Here is a 19,725-nt window from a genome sequence, read left to right as displayed (position 1 = left end):
GGAAAGGCCGGCGCCTGCCCGCAGCCGCCGGGGGAACCAACCCATTCTAATAGAGAAGCCATCGGAAGCGAAACGTGGCTGCCCGCCGCGAACTGTTTCTATGTACTGATATGTACTGAACAGCATGCGCACAAAAAAATGCGCGGGGGAAGCCAAAGGCTTCCCCCGCGCACCGGCAGAGCGTCAGGCTGCTAGCTAGAAACGCAGCTTCAAGAACAAGGAACCCGTGCTGTCAGAGTAGCCGGAACCGTATTCCCCGGTGTAGCTCAGCCCCATGGCGGCATGCTCGTCCAGGCTTACCTCGGCACTTACGCCCACCAGGAGGCTGTCCTTGGCGATGGGCACACCGGCAATCGAGAATGCGCCGCCCGCACCCTCGATGAACGACATCGAGCGGCTCGGCGTGCGGTCGCCGGCGGCATGGCGCCATGCAAGATTGGTGCGAAGGGTGAATGCGTTGGTCGTGCCGGGGAACACCAGCGCCGACCGAAGGCCCAGGGTGTAGCTCGACAGGCTGTTGGAACCAGAGCCCGAACGAAGCGCGGCGTCTCCACCCGCTTCATTGAAGCTGTCCATGCGCTGGTTGAACCAACTGACGTTGACATACGGCTCGACGTTATGGGTTCCGCCCCAAGGAATGGCATACCCCAGGTCACCGAACATTTGCCAGGTCGAGCCGTGATAGTCGGCGCGTAGTGTCTGGGCACTGGCCACATTCACATTGCGCTTCGTGTCCACATCGTGCTTGGTATAACCGCCGCCAAGCAGAAGGTTCAGCTTGCCCGCCCCAAGGTTCCAGCTATTGCCGCCATACAGCATCATTGTGTAGCTGCTGAGCCTGCCATCGGAGCCTCGGCCGTCGACGGTGAAGTCTCCTGAGCTGACGGCGCCCGCCGCGCCCAGGCGCCATCCGGCGCCGACGGCGCTGTCGCCGCCGAACATGAGACGGGTGCTCGAACGATGCGCATCCGCCGCGTTTCCGTCGCCGTCGGCATGCAGGCTTCCCGCATTCAACTGTACCCAGAGCGGACGGTCAACCGTGGCGGCCGCCCCTGCGGAAGCCTGCTGCTGGCCAGGCTGCGCGACGGCGCCCAGGTTCGACCGCATTTGCGACTGCATGAGACCGCTGGTGGACAACAGGTCGGAGAAGAGCAAAGAGCGAGCCGTCGCATGCACTTCGCCGGACAATTGATCAAATGCCTGCGCGGGATTCGACGAGAAGAAAGCGGCATCGGCCGAGGCGTTCTTGCCCACCACCGATGCGGCGCCAAAACCCGCGGAGCGCTGATTGGGCGTGAAGTCCATGGTGTTCAAGGCTTGCTTGTCGACGTCCATGCGAACCGCCACCGCGTTCTGCGAGTAAAGCGTGTCCATCGCAATGAGCGGATACTTCGTCCCGGTCCACTCGGTGCTTGCGAATTCTCCCTGCACGCCGCCATTGGCCGTCAGAATCGTATAGTCGTGGGCCAAGCGGAAGCCACCCACGCCGTTCTCGGGGCTGACCACCAAACTGGCGTTGCTGATATCGGCGGCGCTGGAGCCTGTGACTTGCATCAGATCGGCTTGGCCGGCCTGGTTGATTTCGGCCCGATAAATCGTGCCGGGGCCCCAGTTGATGCTGTTCGCACTGATCACACCCACGGAATTACCCGGACTGACGACGCCGCCGTTCGTGCTGATCAATACACCCTGGATGGTCCAGTTTCCGCCCAGCGTGGCATTATCCACCGAGACATTGCCATAAACGACAATGGGGTTGTCTATGGTTCCGCCGCTGGTGCTGGCATGGTTGTCGATCGAAAGCTCATCCATCGTACTGCCGGCGTCGAACTTCAGCTTTTGATTCCCGCCCTTCGTGGTGATCTGCCGCACCCCGGAGACATAACCATTGAAAGTGGCCAGCGCGCCCAGCGTCACATACGTGCCACCCTGGCCGGTCAAGGCAGTCTGCAGGCCATCGATGATGTTTCCGGCGGTTACCGAGTGGTTTTGCAAATCGAGCAGAACCTTGCTGCTGCCGCCTTCGCCGCTGCGATTGACCTGCAGCAGGGTGCCGTTGTTTTCCACCATCGTGGCGCCGCTGCCCACGACGATGTCTTGTGTCTGCCCGCCCTGGCTAAGCGTGGACACCATGCTTGCGCCCGTTGCACGGACCGTGCTGTCGGTCAGTGTGACACGGGCGCTGTTCTCGAGCTCGATGCCGGTGGCATTGGCGCCCGCGGCGACCAGCGTGCTTCCTTTGACCACCAATCGGGAAGCGGCATTTTGATCCGCAACCACCGATTGAACACGCGCGGCGGCGGTATTGGCGCCGGCCACGTTTACCTTGCTGTCTTGCAAGGTGATCAAGCCTCCCTGCTCGGACAACAAGCCATAGCTTCCTTGCCCCTGGGTGCTTATGGAAGAAGCCTTTTCGACCAGGATGGCGCTGTGGCCTCCCGTTGCCTTGACGGCCACGGCACCGTTCCCGCCGGTCGAGACGGCCGCGCCGGCCACATTGATTTTCGACTGCCCTTGGCCGGCCGGGCTCTCTGCCCAAACAGCCGTAGAGCCGGCGCCCGTGGCACTGATCGTGCCCCCTTTGATGGACAATGTTCCGCCCTTTGCCTTGGCGGCCACGCCTTCGTTTCCATGAGCAAGCACATTGCTGGCGGAAAGATTGACCTGGGCTCCATTGGTAGCCGAGACAGCCACCGCCGCAGCCGGCGGGGTCGGCGGGGCCACGAGCAGGGTGTTTTGCCCCGGGGCTGTTCCGGCCGTGATGGAGCTTTTATCGCCAGACACCTTGGTGCCTGCGCCATCGGCACGCAGGCCGGTTCCCTGGGCGTTCAGCTTGGTATTTTCGAAATGAGCCTCGGCGCCCGAATGAACATCCAGCGCAGTGCCGCCGGCGAAGTTCGCCGCCAGTTCGGATCCCGACAGGGTGGCCTTGCTGCCTGCGCCCTGGATGGACAATGCGGTGTTGGCCGCTGAAACAGCGCTGCCTGTTACGGTAACGCTTGAGCCGCCTTGAACCGCAACACCGGTGCTGCCGCCCTGTATTTCGCTGAGCTTCAACAGAGCCTGAGATTTGCCGGAAACGCCCACGCCGACACCATGAGCCGCTTCGACCTTGCTGTCCTCCAGAACAAGACTGCCCTGTCCGCCAACATTGATGCCGTCCGAGGCGTTCCCCGCCGTTTGGATGCTGGACGACTTGATCTCAGCCGTACCCGCTTCAATATCGACGCCATCGGCACGCTCTCCTTCCGTGCGGATGCGGGAATCGGTGATGATGACTTTGCCGCCATCGCGGGCGTCGACACCATCGGAGCCATAGCCTTCCGTCCTGATCCGGGACGACTTGACGTAAGCCACAGAGTCGGCGCCCGAGACGCGCAGGCCGTCGGCGTTGCTTCCATCAGTGTCAATAAGGGAACGCGTAACAATGGCTTTGCCGCCCCCACTTACGTCGACACCCTGGGCGCGATCGCCGTCCGTGGCGATGACAGAGCGTTTGATGACGGCCTTGCCGCCGGCGCTGACGTCGACGCCGTCGGCGTTTCTGCCATCGGTATGGATGCGGGAATCGGTAATGAAGGCCTTGCCGTCATCGCTAACCCTTACACCGTCGGCGTTTCTTCCATCTGTGTAGATACGAGAATCGGCAATGATGGCCATGCCATCATCGCTGACCTTGACACCGTCGGCGTTGCGTCCATCGGTGCGGATACGGGAATCGGCAAGCACCGCCAAGGCGCCATCGTCAACCACGACTGCGGTCGAGCCATTGCCCATTGTAGAGATGCGAACATTGTCGCCCACCAGCACCGAGCCCTCATCCGAGGCGACCAGGCTGTGCGAACCATGCTCCTTCGTTTTTACGCTTGTGTCGATGAGCACGGCAAGGCCGCCATCGCCAACATTGACACCGACAGAATCTTCGCCAAGCGCAACGATGAGGGATTCGTTGACCAGAGCCTGACCACCCTTGCTTACATCGATACCGGCGGAGTCTTCACCAAGCGTGGCGATGGCGGACTTGTTGATCAGCACCTCACCGCCCTTGCTCACATCGACGCCGACAGAACGCTTGCCAAGCGTGGCGACGACGGATTCGTTGACCAGCGCTTCGCCGCCCTCGCTTACATCGACACCGACAGAATCCCTGCCAAGCGTGGCGATGAGGGATTTGTTGACCAACGCCTCACCGCCCCGGCTCACATCGACACCGACGGAGTCTTTGCCCAACGTGGCGACGGCGGACTTGTTGACCAACACCTCGCCGCCCCGGTTCACATCGACGCCGACAGAATCTTCGCCAAGCGTGGCGATGAGGGATTTATTGATCAATGCCTCGCCGCCTTCGCTCACATCGACGCCGACGGAGTTCTTGCCAAGTGTGGTGATGAGGGATTTGTTGACCAGTGCTTCACCGTCCTTGCTTACATCCACGCCGACAGAGTTCTTGCCCAGCGTGGTGATGGCAGACTTGTTGACCAGCACCTCGCCACCCTCGCTTACATCCACGCCGACAGAGTTCCTGCCCAGCGTGGCGATGGCGGACTTGTTGACCAGCGCCTCGCCGCCCTCGCTTGCATCGACACCGACAGAGTCTTTGCCAAGCGTGGTGATGAGGGATTTGTTGACCAACGCCTCGCCACCCTTGCTGACGTCGACGCCGACAGAGTCTTCGCCAAGCGTGGCGATGAGGGACTCGTTGACCAGCGCTTCACCGCCCCGATTCACATTGACGCCGGCCGAATCGTCATCAAGAGTAGTGATGAAACTCTCATGAACCAGCGCCTCGCCGCCCCTGCTGACACTGACGCCATCAGAATGTCTCCCATCCGTGTAGATACGGGAACGGACAATGACGGCCTTGCCGTCATCGCTGACGTTGACGCCATCGGAACCATGGCCATCGGTTTTGATCGTGGACGATTTGATGAAAGCCAAGGAGTCGTCACCCGATACATTCACGCCGTCAGCGTTATTTCCGTCCGTGTCTATAAGGGAACGCGTAACTGTGGCCGCGCCGCCCCGGTTGACGTTGACGCCATGGGCGTTTTGCCCGTCTGTGCGGATGCGGGAACGGGCAATGTCGGCCCGGCCGTCATGGCTGACACTGACACCGTCGGAACCATAGCCGTCCGTGCTGATCTCGGACGATGTAATGGAAGCAATAGACCTGCGGCCAGAAACATTGACGCCGTCGGAGCCATGGCCTTCCGTTTCAATGTCTGAGCGCACAATGTTGGCTTTTCCGCCGTCCCTGACGCTTACGCCGTTGGAGCCATTGCCACGCGTTTCAATATCGGAGCCCGTGACGGATACCTTTGAATTCCGGCCCGCCACATAGACGCCGTCGGCTTCTCTTCCAGTGCTCAGAATATCGGCGTCGCGCAGAGTGACTTGCCCGCCGCTAACGGCCTGGACCACATCGCTCTGCTTGCCGGAAGTGCGAAGCTTTGTGCCGTCCACATGTATGGTGCCGCCATCGCTGGCCTGCAATGCCGGTGACTTCTGATTATGTGTTCTTACTGAGCCGTCTTCCAGGCGTATTTGGCTGGACTGATGGAAGCTGCTGCCGCTTGCCTTGACTGCGGGCCCCTGCTTGGAGGACCTGGAATCATTGCGGCTGTTTTCGGCTTCGATGTCCGCGTTTTTCAAACTGATGTAACCGCCCCTCTTGGCATAGACGAGCGTGCCGGGACGGTCGTCGACATCCACATTCCAGCCGACGATCTTGCCTCCGCGATCCGCCTCAAGATAGGTGTAGTCCCTTCCTGATTTATGCACCTTGGTATCGCCCGTCTTTATTACATGGCCATGCCCATAGCTGGGGCCTGCTGCATGCGCAGCTGGAAAAGCGGCAACCAGGGCCGCCGCAAGCGACGAGACGGCAAACTTGGGGACAGATCTAAACACGTTGAAGCCGGACATATGGCACTCCTTGAGCAGACAACTGCTCTGATGCATTGAAATATTTCAATACAGTCGCTGAATAAAGGTGCACTGTATTGATTTGTCTTTTAAAACATCAACTTATAAAGTTAACAATGTTCTAATTATGTTACGTTTCAACACATTATATGGATTACCAAACCGAAATGAAACAAAAATTTTCTTCCAGCGCTAGCCTTTAATTTCTTTAATGTATTTATGTTGCGCAGACGCCATATAAACGGGCGCAGCTAGGCGTTATGCTGCCCGACCTGGCAATAGCCAAGGTGTATCTGGCAAACGAGGCGGTTTCGCAATGCGTTCGCTATTTAGCGGCAGCCCGAGTATGACGCCGGTAGCCGCCCATACCGGCCTGGCGCATCGCCAAGGCGGACGAGCAGCTCATGGCCTGTGTTTCTATATGAGAATTATTCGCATTGTTGCGATATAATGATCAATCACCCGCTCGTTCGCTACCTATCCGCGCTACAGATTCAGCCGCAAAACATCGCCGCATACGCACGCCGGGTAACGTCGTTTGTGCATGACTTTGACTGAACCGTGTTAGCCCGCCATTACAGAGATCTGCTGAACTTCTGCATGCGCAAGGTGCGAGACCGCGACATGGCGGCCGACATGGCTCAGGAAAGTTATGTGCGCGTGCTGGCCATGCAGCAGGCCGGGCAAGTCATTCGGGAACCTGCAGCCTTGCTCAGGCAGGTGGCCCTGAATGCCAAGATCGACATGGACCGCCGCGCCGCCATTGGCCAGCACGACACCATTGAGGCATTACCCCCGCGAAGCGTAAGAATTTAGTTTGATGTTCGCTTGTAAAGGCGTAGAAAGGGAGGAACGCACTCACGGGAGCGACAATGCCACACTTCATCCTAGACAACGGCCGTTTACCCAACGGAGATTATGACGTTCACAACCGGACGGCAGGGTGCGCATTCATGCCGCACTCCGCGAACCAAATCAGCTTGGACCTGCATTCGTCCTGTGAGAGCGCTATGGCGAAAGCCCGGCAGCTTCGCCCTTCCTGGCATCGGATCAATGGATGTCAATGGTGCTGTTTGGCCTGCCATGCTCCCTGAGCCCTCGCAGGCTCGGTTACTGAACTGGCCGGCCCACCGGCTTGGATTTGGCGGGATAGCAAGAGGCGGGATCGGGTACTGAATTTCGCTATTGGCGGCAAGCAATGCTGATGTCACAAGCAGGACTTGGCAAGGCGACAGGGCGTTCAGATCAATCTATTGCGGGTGGGAAAGGTCCAGCAATGTCCCGAAATTCGCCGATCAAATGCTACGCGTTCTCTACGCAGCGCATGCCGACGGCAACGAAAAGGTCAAAAACATCATTCACGCAATGAACGATGTAGAGCGCGCCATCAATTTCGTAATGAAAGATACAGGGAAAGGCTGGACGTCTAAAATCTCCACCAAAAAGATTGAGCACTATGGCGAAGAAGAGAACGGCGTAGAAATGGCATAAACGCTAACGCGTCAACCTCAACCCCTCAACCCGGCCTCGCGCCGGGTTTTCTTTTGCCGGTAACAAGAGATACAAAGTAACGCTATCTTTAATTCGCTGCGGGCCCCACACTGAATTTATCAGCTAAGGAAGCGGCGACACACCACGACACACCCAGCCGACCTTCCTTCCCCTCTTAAAGCGTGCACCCCACATGCGCCCTTTGCGCACCGGCTTCATCGAGGCCGCAATGATCCGCCAAGGGAAATAGTCCTAGCCCAGCCATTATGCGGACCCGCTAGGATGCTCTTGGAGTTCTTATGACGAATAACCTCAATGTCCTGCGGTTCCCGACGCCCGGATTGAAGGCAGTCAACATGGACTGGCCGCCTCCCCCGCCATCGCCATTCGATGAAATCGGCCACAGCAAAAGGCGGGCGCAAGTTCGCCGCCGAGTACTTCGCTTGATGAAAGAAAAATATCCCGGCCTGCCTTATTAAAGCAGCAGTACGGCCCGGCAGACCTGCTGCCCTACTCTAACCGAACAAAGTCGTAGCTAATCATTCTGAGAGGCGCGGACACCCCCTGGAGCACCACCATGACACAAAACCAATCGAACCAGCCTGGAAAACAGCAAGCCTCCGGCCAGCAAGATCAGAACAAATCCAATCAGCAACAAGGCGGGCACAAGCCCGATCAAGGCCAATCCGGGCAAAAGCCCGGACCGCAGCACGAAGATAAGAAGTAATCGCAGTAATCGCGCGCACCCCTTCCTATAAGGGGATATTAGAAACCCGCTCAGGCGGGTTTTCTTTTGTCTCTCTTTTCAACACCGGGCACGCTTCTTGCCAAGCTATCTGCGCTGGCCACTAGGCCAATAAACCGGAGATACACATGGATAAAGACCAAGTTAAAGGCGCAGCCAAGGAAGTGAAAGGCGGCATCAAGGAGGCATTCGGAAAAGCCACCGACAACCCCAAAACAGAGGTTGAAGGAAAGGTAGAGAAGAACGTAGGCACCGCCCAACGTAAAGTTGGAGACGCTAAAGAAGCGGTTCGTGACGCAGTCAAAACAAACAAATAAGGATCGATGCTATGCAAAACACAAAAAGCCTGAAGCGTCTCATCGCTATTGCCTCTGCTCCCCTGTTCATCGCGTTGGCCACATCAGCCGGCGCAGCACAGGTGCAAACCGATGATCAGATCGACGCCCAATATGACGCCGCAATGAAGCACTGCGATGGAATGAGCGGCAACGACAAAGACGTCTGCGAGAAAGAGGCAAAGGCACAGCGTGATGCCGCGCAGGCAGACGCAAAGGCAGGCAAGAAGTCTGCTGAAGCTCGCCATGACGCCACGGAAGAAAAGCGCGACGCGAACTATAAGGTTGCTAAAGAAAAATGCGATGCCATGTCGGGCGACGCCAAGGACCAGTGCATCGCGGACGCCAAGACGAAGTATGGTAAATAAGCCAGCATAGGCCGAGACTCTACATAGCCCTCTTCGGAGGGCTTTTCTTTTACTCTCTCGTTCTAGGCAGCGTTCCCGCGAGGAGGCTTTTGATAGGGCGCATCCAAAAGCAAGTCTGCATGCTCTAGCATGGTGCCTTTCACGCCGTGGCCCATGGTGACCAAGTACAGTCTTGCACCCTCGCGTCTGGCAAACTTCATGGCCGGCGAAAAATCACTGTTGCCTTTGACCTCTAAGAGGCTTCTGTACCTTATGTGGCTGGCCGGCGTCCGCATCGAGCGTATTCAGGCCCTGTGCGGACACAAGGACAAGGCCACCCCTGAAATCTACGTCAAGAGCCGCTGGCGGGAAACGGTCGCTTCAAACAACCTGAAGATCGGGGCCTGAAAGTACTGGATATGCGACGGTGTCTCATAAACCGTCTCATACCAAGAAAAAAGCCCTTGGCGCATAACACGCTAAGGGCTTGATTTCTTTGGTATTCGGTGGCTCCCCGAACTGGGTTCGAACCAGTGACCTGCGGATTAACAGTCCGTCGCTCTACCGACTGAGCTATCGGGGATCAAAGAAGAAAAACTATAGCATATTTTTTTCTTGTTACGCAAGTTCAGGCAGCTTAACCGCAGCTCACCCGCTCGATCTTTCCATTGTCATCTACCAGCACGTTCAAGCGATCGGGCCTGTAGTCCATGGTGGCCGGGGTATTGGGGTGCAGCACCCTGTTGAATTCGGGCAGCGTGGATCGATCAAGATCGGACTCGGGCGTTCCAACCAGGTGCTGGCGGCTCTGGGCGCCGCATTCATCGTCGGCCTGGGACGAGGTTGGTGTGGTGGGGCTCTGGCATGCTGCGAGCAAAAGCACGGAAGCGGCAATGGCGATGTTTTTCACGGTCACTCCTTGGGTTGGACGGCTCCATTATGCAAGCAAACCCAATGCAAGCTTGTATCCATTTATGGCGCAGTCCGGGCATGTTTCTTGCTATGCCAGATTCGGCGGCCGGATGAGTGCCTGGCTGCCCTAACCCCGTTGCTTTGTCTGTTTAAGCCCCCTTCCCGGGGGCTCTTTTTTGCTGCCGGCCGCCCCAAAGCAAAAACGGCCTCCTCGGGGGTGAGCTGCACCCCAAAAAAGTTGGACACTGTCCTAACTTTTGGGTGTTTTCAATGAGCAAGCAGGTGCCAACCTGCGCAGCGTGGGGTCTCTTTCCTGGGCAAACGCCTCATCGGGCCCGGCGCACCGCTTCATTCTGGAAACAGCCGCCTGGGCACCACCCACAAATACGCCACCATGCCGAACAACTCGACCAGCGACTGGGCGACGATGACGAGCGCGGCGGTTTCCCAGCCGGCGGGAAGGGAAAGCGCCAGGGGCAGGACGACAAAGGAATTGCGGGTGCCGAAACTGAAGGCCAGGGTACGGCCCTGGTCCGCGGGCAGGCCGAACAATCGAGCCAGGAACTTGGCCAGCAGCGCGGCCAGCACCAGGAAAAGCACGAAGGCGGGCACGACGCCGGCCAGTTGCACGGCCGCTTGCGCCACGGCGCCCGCATGGGCTGCAGCGATGAAAAATACGGTAAGGCCCAACAGCGGCACCGGGCCCCAAGCGGCCACGCTCCTTGCCCGTTCCAGCTTGGGATGCCTGTTGATCGCGATCTCGGTGGCTACCGCCGCCGCAAGGGGCGCAAGCACGACGAACACCGCAGGCAGCAGATTGCTCACTTCCCAACGGGCAAGGCTGGCGGAATCGGCCATGAGCCAAAGATACACAGGCAGAAGAAGCAGTTGCAGGGCAAGGTTGAGCGGCGTGGCGGCCACGGCCCTGGGCGTATCGCCCTTGCCCAACTGGCTGAAGGTAATGAACCAGTCGGTGCATGGCACAAGCAGCACCAGCAACACGCCCAGCCGGGTAATCGAATCAAAACCGAATAGCTCGACCATGCCCCACACCAGGGCAGGCAGCACAATAAAATTGCCCAGCAGCATGGCAGCGGTGAAACGCCTGTCGCGCAAGGCCAGTTTCAGGCGCACCAGGGGCATCTGCAGGAAGGTCGCGTACAGCAGCACGACCAGCGTGGGCCAGAGCAGTTGTTCGAATAGGGGCCCGGCCTGCGGAAAGCTCGATCCCGCCATCAGGCCGATCAGGATGGCGGCCAGGTAGACCCAGGCCTGATGCCGCTCCAGGGCATCGCGGTTCATTGGGGTCACGTCCCCTGCCCGCCGAAGTGATTGGTCTTGTTCATGCGCGCTCGCGCTCGCCCTTTTTAATGAATACCCAACGATGCGCTCGAGTTTATCCAAAATATCGGCGGTTTAGCGATGCGGAACGAGTCTCGAGACCAGGTTGCCGGGCAGCGGGCCGCGGAAAGCGGCCGACGGAACGCAGCCACGTCGCCGGCCGGCGTGCCGCGACACGCCGGGGCCCATGCGTCATTCCTTTACCAGGCCAATGCCTAATGCGCCCCCGCGGCAGCGTCGCTGGCCTTGCCTATCTTGGGCTTGGTCACCCATATCAGCGCGATCATTACCAGGAACAGCACGCCCGAGGCATAGAAAATATCGGTCGCCGAAAGCGTGAAGGCCTGCTTGTTGATCAACTGGTCTACCAGGGCCGCGCCCTGCTGCGGGTCCAGCCCCTTTTGCGCCAGGCCCGCCATGGCGGCGTCGAAGGCGGGCTCTCCCGGGCGCGCTATCTCGGTCAGCTGCGCGTGATGCAGGCTGGCCCGGTTCTCCCACAAAGTGGTGGTGATAGAGGTGCCGAAGGCCCCGAACACCAGGCGCACGAAGTTCGACAGCCCGGCCGCGGCCGGTATGCGGTGGGGATCGAGCCCCGACAGCGACACGGTGGTCAGCGGAATGAAGAAGGTGGCCATGGCCGCCCCCTGTACGAAGGTGGGCAGCATGATGGTGCCAATATCCACGTCGGTGCTGAAATCGGCGCGCATGAAGCTGATCCATGAAAAGATCAGGAAGGCGACGGTGGCGATGATGCGCGGATCGTGCCTGGCCAGCATCTTGCCCACGATGGGCGAAATGATGATGGCCAGTATGCCCACCGGCGCCGAGGCGATGCCGGCATCGGTGGCCGTATAGCCCAGGGTGCTCTGCATCCATAGCGGCAGCAGCACCACGGTGCCGAAGAACACGCCATAGCCGACCGAAATGGTAATGACGCCCGCCGTGAAGTTGCGGAACTTGAACAGGCTGAGGTCCACCACGGGATGCTCGGCGGTCAGTTCCCAGATGATGAAGAAGGTGCAGGCCACCACGGCCGTTACCGCAAGCACGACAATCTGTGTGCTGGCGAACCAGTCGAGTTCCTTGCCCTTGTCCAGCATCAGCTGCAAGGCGCCCACCCAGACCAGCAGCAACACCAGGCCCATGGTGTCGATGGGCAGCTTGGTCCGCACCGAATCTCTTTCCTTGTAGATCTGCCAGGCGGCCCAGCCCGACACAAGGCCCACCGGCACGTTGATGTAGAAAATCCACGGCCAGGAGTAATTGTCCGAAATCCAGCCCCCCAGCAAGGGCCCCACCACCGGCCCCACCAATATGGTCATGGACCACAATGCCAGCGCCATGCCCGCCTTGTGCCGGGGATACGAGCTCAGCATCAATGATTGCGACAGCGGAATCAAAGGGCCGGCAACCGCCCCCTGCAGAATGCGCGCGAACACCAGCGATTCGAGCGACCACGAGAAACCGCACAGCCAGGAAGAAAGCACGAACAGCAGCACCGACAGCACGAACAGCCTGACCTGGCCGAAACGCTGCGTCAGCCAGCCGGTCAGCGGCACCGTCACGGCATTGGCCACTGCAAACGAGGTAATGACCCAGGTGCCCTGCGTCGCGCTCACGCCCAGGTCGCCCGCAATCGTCGGAATGGACACGTTGGCGATGGATGAGTCCAGCACGTTCATGAACACCGCGGCCGAGAGCGCGATCGTTCCCATGGTGCGCGCCCTGCCCTCCAACGGCGGATGGGCGGCGTGCGCGGGACGGGACGATTCCGGTGCGGCGTCTTCTTTTTCCGGCATGATCAGGAACCGCTATTGTCTTGGATAATCTTGGAAATCATCGCGTCGGCCCCTTCGACCGGTTCATCGAAGACAGATGTGCGCAAGCTGCTCGCGTCGGCAATGGCCTGCGCTTTTTGCGTGTCTTCTTCAGCCGGATCGCGCAGATCGACTTCGGCCTGCATGGAAAGCCCCACCCGCAGGGGATGCTTGGCGACTTCCTCGGGGTCAAGCACGATGCGCACGGGTAGGCGCTGAACCACCTTGATCCAGTTGCCGCTGGCGTTCTGGGCGGGAAGCAGCGAGAAGACGGCGCCCGTGCCGGCAGCCAGCCCCTGCACATAGCCGTGATATACCACGTCGTCGCCGTACAGGTCGGCCGTAAGCGTCACCTTCTGGCCCGGCTTCATGCGCCGCAGCTGGACCTCCTTGAAATTGGCTTCGACCCACAACTGGTCGAGCGGCACGATGGTCATCAGGGCGGAGCCCGGCGCAACGTGCTGGCCCACTTGCACCGAGCGCGCCGCAATCATGCCGTCCACCGGGGCGCGAATGCGCGTGCGGGAACTGGCCAGCAAGGCCTCGCGAAGCTGGTCGGCCGCAAGTTCGACATCGGGATGATGCTCCACCGACGTGCCGGCGGTGCGGGCCAGGTTGGTTTCCAGCTGGGCCTTTGAAACCGCCAGGGCCGCACGCGCCTGCGACAGACCCGACTGCGCGGCCTTCACGGCTGTCTGCGCATGCAGGATTTCTTCGCCGCTTACGCCGCCCGATTTGGCCAGCGCCTGGCGCCGCTTCAGGTCGCTCTGCGCCTTGGACAGATCGGCTTGTGCCCGCTCCACGTCCGCGTCGCGCGCCTCGATGTCGGCGCGCAATGCGTCGTTCTGTGCGAACAGCCCGCGCGTCTGGCGCAGGGCCTGGGCAAGGCCCGCCTGCGCCTTGCGCAAGGCCAGGCCGGTGTCGCCCCCGTCCAGCGTGATCAATTCGGCGCCGCGCTGGACGAGTTCGGTCTCATCGGCCCCGATGGCCACCACCGTGCCCGGTATCTGGGCGGTGACCTGAACCAGGTTGCCCTGCACATAGGCGTTGTCGGTGTCCTCGAAATGCGAGGCGTACAGCCACCACCACAGGGCATAGACGATGCCCAGGGCCACAAAGACCAGGGTGGCGATGATCAATAGCGATTGGCGTCTGGACGCCGGGTTTCCCTTGACTCTCATGAATGTTTCTCGTGACTCAATGTGTGGCCGTGTTGACATAGCCGCCGCCCAGGGCGGTGGCAAGTTGCGCGTCCAGTTCGTAGGCGCGGGCGCGCAGGTCCGCGGCCAGGATGGACTGCTTCTGCACTTCGTTCTGCGCCAGCAATACCTGTATGAAATTGCCCAGCCCCGAGCGATAGCGGTTGATGGCAAGCTGGTAGGCCGAGGCAATGGCGTCCAGGCTTCTGGCCTGGTCGACGGCCTGGCCTTGCAGCGCCTGGATGGACGCCACCGCATCGGCCGCTTCGCGCACGGCCGTCAGCAGGGCCTGGTTGTAGTCGGCGATGGCCAGGTCGCGCTCGGCCCGGCGCCGGTCCAACTGTGCGTTCAGCGAGCCGCCATGGAAAATGGGCAGCGAAATGGCCGGCCCCACGCCATAAGTCTTGCTGCCGCCCTGCAACAGGCTGTCCAGCCCCAATGACATGAAACCCGCAAAAGCCGCAAGGTTCACATTCGGATAGAACTCGGCCTTGGCGGCCGACACCTCGCTGGTGGCGGCCAGCACGCGCTCACGCGCGGCGATCAGGTCGGGGCGGCGCGAAAGCAATTCCAGGGGCAGTTCGGAGGGCACCTGGGCAGGCATGGCGTCCAGCGCCACCCGTTCGATGCCGCCGCCGCGCCCGGGGCCTTCGCCCAGCAGTGCCGCAAGCTGGTTGCGAAGCAATTGGGCGTTGGCGGCGGCCTGGCTCCATTGCACACGCGCCGACGCCACGGCCGATTCGGCCTGCTTGGCCTCGATCTCGGTATCCAAGCCCGCGCCGACGCGTTCGCGGGTAATGTCCAGCACCTTCTGCTGCTGCCCGGCGATTTCCTCGAGCACGGCTTGCTGCGACAGCGCATTCTGCAGCTTGTAGTAGCTTTGCACCACCGCGCTGATCAAAGTGTTGCGCGCCATCTCCAGGTCGGCCCTGGCGGCTTCGCTGCTGGATACGGCCGCCGCGAACCGGGATCGGTTGCGGCCCCACAGGTCAAGGTCCAGGCCCACGTCGACACGCAGATTGGCATCGGTCAGCATCGAGCCGCCATAGGGCGGCGGGTAGATGTAGTTCTCGGAGAAACGCTGCCGCGTCACATTCAGGCCTGCGTCGGCCTGGGGCAGGCGCACGGCGCGCGCCCCGCGCACTGCCGCGTTCGCGGCATCCAGCCTGGCCCGGGCCGCATCCATAGAAGGGCTGCCGGCCAGGGCTTCTTCGACCAGGCCGCTCAATTGCTCGTCGCCGTAGCGTGCCCACCAATGATCCGAGGGCCAGTCGATTGCGTGATCTTGCAGACCCAGGCGGGCAGCATCCAGCTGGACCGTGCCGGGCTCGCCTGCGTCCATGGCCGCACAACCCGCCAGGGCGGTGGCCAGCAACAAAGATAAAAGGGCTTTCATGATTGCCTTGCAAAGGCAGGTGATTCGCGCTGCATGCTGACAACAAGCTGAATATAGCTGCCTAGTTAGTAACTGCCTAGGCAGCTATTATATAGAAATTCGGCCCCGTCGGACAAGCGCCCGGCCGCCGTATCGAACATTCCTACGTTCCCAGCAAGGTCAATGCCTCTGGTATCCTCGAGAAGACTTAGACTCTAGACTGAGAGGCGCCTGTCAGGGTCACCCGATATCAAGTAATTGAGGTGAAATTGTGAAAGTCTATGAAGCCATTGCCCGAGGGTTGTCGGATCTGGGTTGTACGGAGCTATTCGGGGTACTCGGAGACGGTTGCGTATACGTCATCGACAGTTTCCGCCGTGACTGCAACGGGCGCTACGTGCCGGCCGTTCATGAAGGCAGTGCTGTGCTTATGGCACAAGGCTGGGCGCGCGTGGCCGGAAAGGTGGGTGTGGCGGCCGTTACCCACGGTCCCGGCTTGACGAACACCATCACCGCCCTGGTCGAGGGAGCCAAGGCGGGCACTTCCATGGTGCTGCTTGTGGGTGACACCCCGGTAACCGACCGCGAGCACGCGCAGAACGTAGACCAGCGGGCGCTGGTTGCCGCCACCGGCGCAGGTTTCGAGCCGCTGCGCAGCCCCGAAACCGTCGCCGAAGACTTGGCGCGAGCGTTCTATCGCGCCCACGTTGAGCATCGCCCCATCGTGTTCAATATGCCGGTGGAGTTCCAGTGGAAAGAGGTCGAATACCAGAAACCTTACCTGCGTCTGCCCGAGACGCGTAGCGCCATTGCAAGCAGCACCGATATGGACGACGCCATCGGCATCATCGCCTCGTCGCGCCTGCCGGTCGTTATCGCGGGGCGTGGGGTAGATAGCCCGGAAGCCGAAGCGGCGGTATTGCGCTTCGCGCAGCGCATCGAGGCGCCCGTGGCCACCTCGGTGCGTGGCAAAGGGCTTTTCAACGATGACCCATTCCACCTTGGCCTTTCGGGAACGGTAAGCCACGACGTCGCCACCGACGTGATCGGCCGCGCCGACTGCCTGATCGTGTTCGGCGCCAGCTTGAACAAATACACGTCGGCCGAGCGGGGCTTGACCCGCAACAAACGAATCATCCAGATCAACCCCTTGGCCAGTGAACTGGGGCGCTGCACGCCAGTCACCGTCGGCTTGGTGGGTGATCCGGGTTTAACCGCCGATGCCATGGTGAAATGGCTGGACGAAGCCGAAATCCCGGGCTCTGGCGCGCGCAACGACGACCTCCTCCAGCAACTCAATACTTATCATCAGAACGCGCAGAAGAAACTCGTGCGTTCCACACCGGCAGGAACGGTCGACCTTTACGAGCTGGCCTTTGCCGTGGACCAGGCGCTGCCCAAGGATCGCGTGTTCGTCACCGGCTCCGGGCGCTTCATGTTCGCGTTCTGGAGCGTGATTTCGGTGCCGAATCCGCGCTCTTATGTCGACGGCAACGGCTTTTCCTCCATCGGCATCGGCGAGGCCACCGCCATGGGTGCGGCCGTAGCGGCCGCAGATCGGCCGACCTTGCTTGTTACCGGCGACGGCGGTTTCATGCTCAGCGGCCTGAGCGAATTGGCTACTGCCGTGGCCGAAGAACTGGACCTGGTGGTGGTGGTCGCCAACGATGGCAGCTACGGCGCAGAGCACATTGCCCTGACCATGCACGACATGGATCCCGAGATCTCGCTGCTGCCGTCGCGTGATTTCGCGCGCATTGCCGAAGCGTTTGGCTGCAAGGGGTTAACGGTGACCAGCAGTGCCGAGCTGCAGGCCGCGATGGCCGCCGTGGCCGCGCACGACCGCAAGCGCCCCTTGGTGATCGACGTAAAGATCGACCCCGCGTCCGTGTATGGCGGGACCGCCATCGCACGTCCGTAGAAGGAAGGGCGAAAAAGAGCCGAAACAGGCCCTAGGGCTGCACCTGCTCTCCGTTGCTCAGCATCCGCAGTGCCATGCTGATGAAGAGCTCGACCTCGTCTTTGGTGAAGCCGCGCAAATGCGTGTTGAGAACAGCCGCAATGGCCGGAAGAATCTGCTCGGCCACCGCATTGCCGGCTTCGGTGAGCTCGATGCGAACGCTGCGCCGGTCATCTGCACTGCGCTGCCGGGTTATGAATTTCTTGGCTTCGAGCCGATCGAGTGCGCGAGTCATGGCGCCGGTATCGATGTCCGCGCGGCGCGAGAGTTCGGCCGGCGTATTGACCTGGTGATAGCGGATAAGGGCCAGCGGACGCCACTGGGTGGCGGTCAGGCCCATGGGCGCCATGCGCTGGTCCATCATCCGTGTCAGCGAGGCCTGGAGCTGCTTGACCACGCTGCCGATGCTGACCTCGGGATCAAGCGATTCAGCCGTGCCGCGGTAATAGCCGGCCGCCTGCGACCGCCTGGCAGCCGGTTTACCGGACGCGGCGGGTCGCTGCCTGTTTGAGGATGGGGCGGATTTGCTCATGCGGGCATTCTAACGCCAAAGCCCCCGGCGGGTTGCCGAAGCGCCGATGGGCGACCCGCGGCGCGAGCCTATTCGCGGCAAGCCTCCGAGGGCGGGATGATGCCCCACTGAATCTCGATCATGGGGCTTTTCTCGGACGACCAGCGCAGGCTTTCCACTCCTGTCCAGCGGGCCTGCTCATGCAGGCGCAACAGCGCTTCGGCCAGATGGCCGCGCGTGTCGTCGCTGTAGGCAACCAGTGCGCCGCAATCCAGCGCCGTGTCCGGCGAAAGCCAGGGCGACTCGGCGAAGCTTCCGTTGATGAACACCCGCGCCGCAGGGTCTAGATTGACTGCGATATTACCGCCCAGCCATGTGTCGGAAGCGACCACGCGCAGGGGCTGGCCGGGAACATGTCGGCTCCATACCTGCTGCATCCGCTGCGCGATCTCGGGACCCGGAAAGGTGGAGCGCGCCGTGCGCCCCGAGTAATGGGCCAGCGGGCCGCGCGCCACGGCATAGCCCACCGCCATCAGCACGTGCACGGCGATGACGATCATGGCCGTGCGGCGTAGCGTGGCGCGCGTAGAGCCCGACAGCCACCAGAAGGCGAAATAGCCGTACAGGACGAAGAAGGTGGTGCCCCAGGATGCCACCAGGCGGGTGCCCAGGACGGCCGACATCAACACCGTGGCCACGAACGGCCCCAGCCCGACCCACAGCAGGAAGGACCGGTCCCAGCTCGAGAGTTCGCCGGCGTAGGTCTCGCCGCGCTGGGCCATGGGCCGCCGCCGGTTCCAGACATACAGGGCCAGCCACACCAGCAGCATGGGGCTGATGCGGGCCAGCTGGTCGATCGAGAAATCCCATATGCCCTTCAGCACCTCGGCGTAGGAACTGGACTCGATGGAATTATCCAGGTAGCGAAAAGGTGCGAAATGGTTGTCGACCAGCCAGAAGACATGCGGCGAGACCACCACTGCAAACACCGCTAGCGCGTGCAACACGCCGTGCCGCACGCCCGCGTCGCGCCAATGGCCCTGCACCACGATGAAAATGAAGAACACGCCGAACTGTATGACGGCGCTGTATTTGGTCAGCATGGACAGCCCCGCCACCGCCCCCAGCCACAACCACGAGCTGCTGCGCCCGTACCGCAAGGCGCGATAGAACAGCCAGGTGCAGGCGGCGATGGACCAGAGCTGCGCGGTGTTGTGGTTGTAGATGGTGCCTCGCAGCGAAAAATAAAGCGTGGTAGACACCATCAGCGTTGCGATCAGGGCGCGGCGCGGCGAGGTGAACTCGCAGCCCAGCCTCCAGACGAACCACAAGCCCAGAGCCGACACCAACTGACCCGCGAAAAACGCCAGCCAGACGGGCGTGCCGAACAAACCGCTCAGCGCATACATGAACCACGACGGCAGGGGCGGATGCTTGGTATAGCCGAACTCGAAGCTCGAGGCCCACACCAGCTCTTCCATGCCGTCCAGGTCGGGTGCCCGGTGGCTGATCGTGCACAGAAGGGTCCACAAGGCCACCATGCCCGCCAGGAAAGCCAGCACGGCCCAGCCCTGGGCCGGCGACGGCGCCGCCGCCCTGGCGCCATTCATCTTGTCGGTATTGTCGTGCTGCATGTCTCGCCACCCTGAAATGGATTCAATTCGCACAGGGCCCGTAAGGTTCTTCGGGCGGCCGCGCAGCGTGATTGTAGCCCCGGTATACTAGGCGCTCGCGCTACGCGGGCATGACGCCGCCGCGGTCATTCAA

Annotated in this window: 16 protein-coding genes and 1 tRNA gene; 8 read left to right on the top strand and 9 right to left on the bottom strand. The window is 61.1% G+C overall.

What is annotated here, in order from left to right:
• Positions 1-195: 195 nt before the first annotated feature.
• The gene (locus C7440_RS06255) at positions 196-5,925 is read right to left on the bottom strand and encodes an autotransporter domain-containing protein (protein WP_165832459.1); all 5,730 of its coding nucleotides are present in this window, start codon (positions 5,923-5,925) and stop codon (positions 196-198) included.
• 600 nt (positions 5,926-6,525) lie between these two features.
• Here C7440_RS06255 and C7440_RS06250 point away from each other — a divergent pair.
• The 7 genes from C7440_RS06250 (at position 6,526) to C7440_RS20055 (ending at position 9,251) form a co-directional block, all read left to right on the top strand.
• Positions 6,526-6,741, top strand: a complete 216-nt coding sequence (locus tag C7440_RS06250) for a hypothetical protein (RefSeq protein ID WP_207775381.1) — start codon at positions 6,526-6,528, stop codon at positions 6,739-6,741.
• A 483-nt stretch (positions 6,742-7,224) separates the two neighbouring features.
• Complete coding sequence (locus C7440_RS06240; RefSeq protein WP_017524391.1) at positions 7,225-7,416, top strand: hypothetical protein; 192 nt, start codon at positions 7,225-7,227, stop codon at positions 7,414-7,416.
• A 299-nt stretch (positions 7,417-7,715) separates the two neighbouring features.
• Positions 7,716-7,895, top strand: a complete 180-nt coding sequence (locus C7440_RS19720) for a hypothetical protein (protein ID WP_133244270.1) — start codon at positions 7,716-7,718, stop codon at positions 7,893-7,895.
• Between the two features lie 98 nt (positions 7,896-7,993).
• Positions 7,994-8,143 (top strand): hypothetical protein, encoded by a 150-nt coding sequence (locus C7440_RS19805; RefSeq protein WP_017524390.1) that lies wholly within the window; start codon positions 7,994-7,996, stop codon positions 8,141-8,143.
• Between the two features lie 146 nt (positions 8,144-8,289).
• Entirely contained in the window at positions 8,290-8,478 is a 189-nt protein-coding gene (locus C7440_RS06235; protein ID WP_017524389.1) for a CsbD family protein, read from the top strand.
• Between the two features lie 11 nt (positions 8,479-8,489).
• Positions 8,490-8,864 carry a hypothetical protein gene (locus C7440_RS06230; protein WP_017524388.1) on the top strand — a complete coding sequence of 125 codons (375 nt, stop codon included), beginning with the start codon at positions 8,490-8,492 and terminating at the stop codon, positions 8,862-8,864.
• Between the two features lie 153 nt (positions 8,865-9,017).
• Positions 9,018-9,251, top strand: a complete 234-nt coding sequence (locus tag C7440_RS20055) for a hypothetical protein (RefSeq protein ID WP_243410831.1) — start codon at positions 9,018-9,020, stop codon at positions 9,249-9,251.
• A gap of 99 nt (positions 9,252-9,350) precedes the next feature.
• Here the strand turns inward: C7440_RS20055 and C7440_RS06220 are convergent.
• The 6 genes from C7440_RS06220 to C7440_RS06195 form a co-directional block, all read right to left on the bottom strand.
• Positions 9,351-9,426, bottom strand: a tRNA-Asn gene (locus C7440_RS06220).
• A 54-nt stretch (positions 9,427-9,480) separates the two neighbouring features.
• Positions 9,481-9,753, bottom strand: a complete 273-nt coding sequence (locus C7440_RS06215; RefSeq protein WP_017524386.1) for an I78 family peptidase inhibitor — start codon at positions 9,751-9,753, stop codon at positions 9,481-9,483.
• Positions 9,754-10,103: 350 nt separating this feature from the next.
• On the bottom strand, positions 10,104-11,057 hold the full coding sequence (locus tag C7440_RS06210) for an arsenic resistance protein (protein WP_116517807.1): 954 nt from the start codon (positions 11,055-11,057) through the stop codon (positions 10,104-10,106).
• Positions 11,058-11,311: 254 nt separating this feature from the next.
• Positions 11,312-12,895, bottom strand: a complete 1,584-nt coding sequence (locus C7440_RS06205; RefSeq protein ID WP_116517806.1) for a DHA2 family efflux MFS transporter permease subunit — start codon at positions 12,893-12,895, stop codon at positions 11,312-11,314.
• 2 nt (positions 12,896-12,897) lie between these two features.
• Entirely contained in the window at positions 12,898-14,094 is a 1,197-nt protein-coding gene (locus C7440_RS06200; protein ID WP_026067927.1) for an HlyD/EmrA/EmrK family protein, read from the bottom strand.
• 16 nt (positions 14,095-14,110) lie between these two features.
• Positions 14,111-15,508 (bottom strand): efflux transporter outer membrane subunit, encoded by a 1,398-nt coding sequence (locus C7440_RS06195; protein ID WP_116517805.1) that lies wholly within the window; start codon positions 15,506-15,508, stop codon positions 14,111-14,113.
• A gap of 250 nt (positions 15,509-15,758) precedes the next feature.
• Here C7440_RS06195 and C7440_RS06190 point away from each other — a divergent pair, with 250 nt between their 5' ends.
• Positions 15,759-17,408, top strand: a complete 1,650-nt coding sequence (locus C7440_RS06190) for a thiamine pyrophosphate-binding protein (protein ID WP_116517804.1) — start codon at positions 15,759-15,761, stop codon at positions 17,406-17,408.
• 31 nt (positions 17,409-17,439) lie between these two features.
• On the opposite strand, the gene C7440_RS06185 is transcribed toward C7440_RS06190, so the two are convergent.
• Positions 17,440-17,979 (bottom strand): MarR family winged helix-turn-helix transcriptional regulator, encoded by a 540-nt coding sequence (locus tag C7440_RS06185; protein WP_017524380.1) that lies wholly within the window; start codon positions 17,977-17,979, stop codon positions 17,440-17,442.
• Positions 17,980-18,047: 68 nt separating this feature from the next.
• Positions 18,048-19,592 (bottom strand): glycosyltransferase family 39 protein, encoded by a 1,545-nt coding sequence (locus tag C7440_RS06180; protein WP_116517803.1) that lies wholly within the window; start codon positions 19,590-19,592, stop codon positions 18,048-18,050.
• Positions 19,593-19,725 lie beyond the last annotated feature (133 nt).

The organism is Pusillimonas noertemannii, assembly GCF_003096595.1.
In the GTDB taxonomy this organism is placed as follows: Bacteria; Pseudomonadota; Gammaproteobacteria; order Burkholderiales; family Burkholderiaceae_B; genus Pusillimonas; species Pusillimonas noertemannii.
This window is presented reverse-complemented; position numbering and strand designations above follow the sequence as displayed.

What these genes read in the sequence shown, in the direction of transcription:
- C7440_RS06240 (WP_017524391.1), top strand. Translation starts at nt 7,225, where the DNA reads ATGCTACGCGTTCTCTACGCAGCGCATGCCGACGGCAACGAAAAGGTC.
- C7440_RS19720 (WP_133244270.1), top strand. Translation starts at nt 7,716, where the DNA reads ATGACGAATAACCTCAATGTCCTGCGGTTCCCGACGCCCGGATTGAAG.
- C7440_RS06210 (WP_116517807.1), bottom strand. Translation starts at nt 11,057, where the DNA reads ATGAACCGCGATGCCCTGGAGCGGCATCAGGCCTGGGTCTACCTGGCC.
- C7440_RS06255 (WP_165832459.1), bottom strand. Translation starts at nt 5,925, where the DNA reads ATGTCCGGCTTCAACGTGTTTAGATCTGTCCCCAAGTTTGCCGTCTCG.
- C7440_RS06250 (WP_207775381.1), top strand. Translation starts at nt 6,526, where the DNA reads ATGCGCAAGGTGCGAGACCGCGACATGGCGGCCGACATGGCTCAGGAA.
- C7440_RS06205 (WP_116517806.1), bottom strand. Translation starts at nt 12,895, where the DNA reads ATGCCGGAAAAAGAAGACGCCGCACCGGAATCGTCCCGTCCCGCGCAC.
- C7440_RS20055 (WP_243410831.1), top strand. Translation starts at nt 9,018, where the DNA reads ATGGTGACCAAGTACAGTCTTGCACCCTCGCGTCTGGCAAACTTCATG.
- C7440_RS06185 (WP_017524380.1), bottom strand. Translation starts at nt 17,979, where the DNA reads ATGAGCAAATCCGCCCCATCCTCAAACAGGCAGCGACCCGCCGCGTCC.
- C7440_RS06230 (WP_017524388.1), top strand. Translation starts at nt 8,490, where the DNA reads ATGCAAAACACAAAAAGCCTGAAGCGTCTCATCGCTATTGCCTCTGCT.
- C7440_RS06195 (WP_116517805.1), bottom strand. Translation starts at nt 15,508, where the DNA reads ATGAAAGCCCTTTTATCTTTGTTGCTGGCCACCGCCCTGGCGGGTTGT.
- C7440_RS06180 (WP_116517803.1), bottom strand. Translation starts at nt 19,592, where the DNA reads ATGCAGCACGACAATACCGACAAGATGAATGGCGCCAGGGCGGCGGCG.
- C7440_RS06235 (WP_017524389.1), top strand. Translation starts at nt 8,290, where the DNA reads ATGGATAAAGACCAAGTTAAAGGCGCAGCCAAGGAAGTGAAAGGCGGC.
- C7440_RS19805 (WP_017524390.1), top strand. Translation starts at nt 7,994, where the DNA reads ATGACACAAAACCAATCGAACCAGCCTGGAAAACAGCAAGCCTCCGGC.
- C7440_RS06200 (WP_026067927.1), bottom strand. Translation starts at nt 14,094, where the DNA reads ATGAGAGTCAAGGGAAACCCGGCGTCCAGACGCCAATCGCTATTGATC.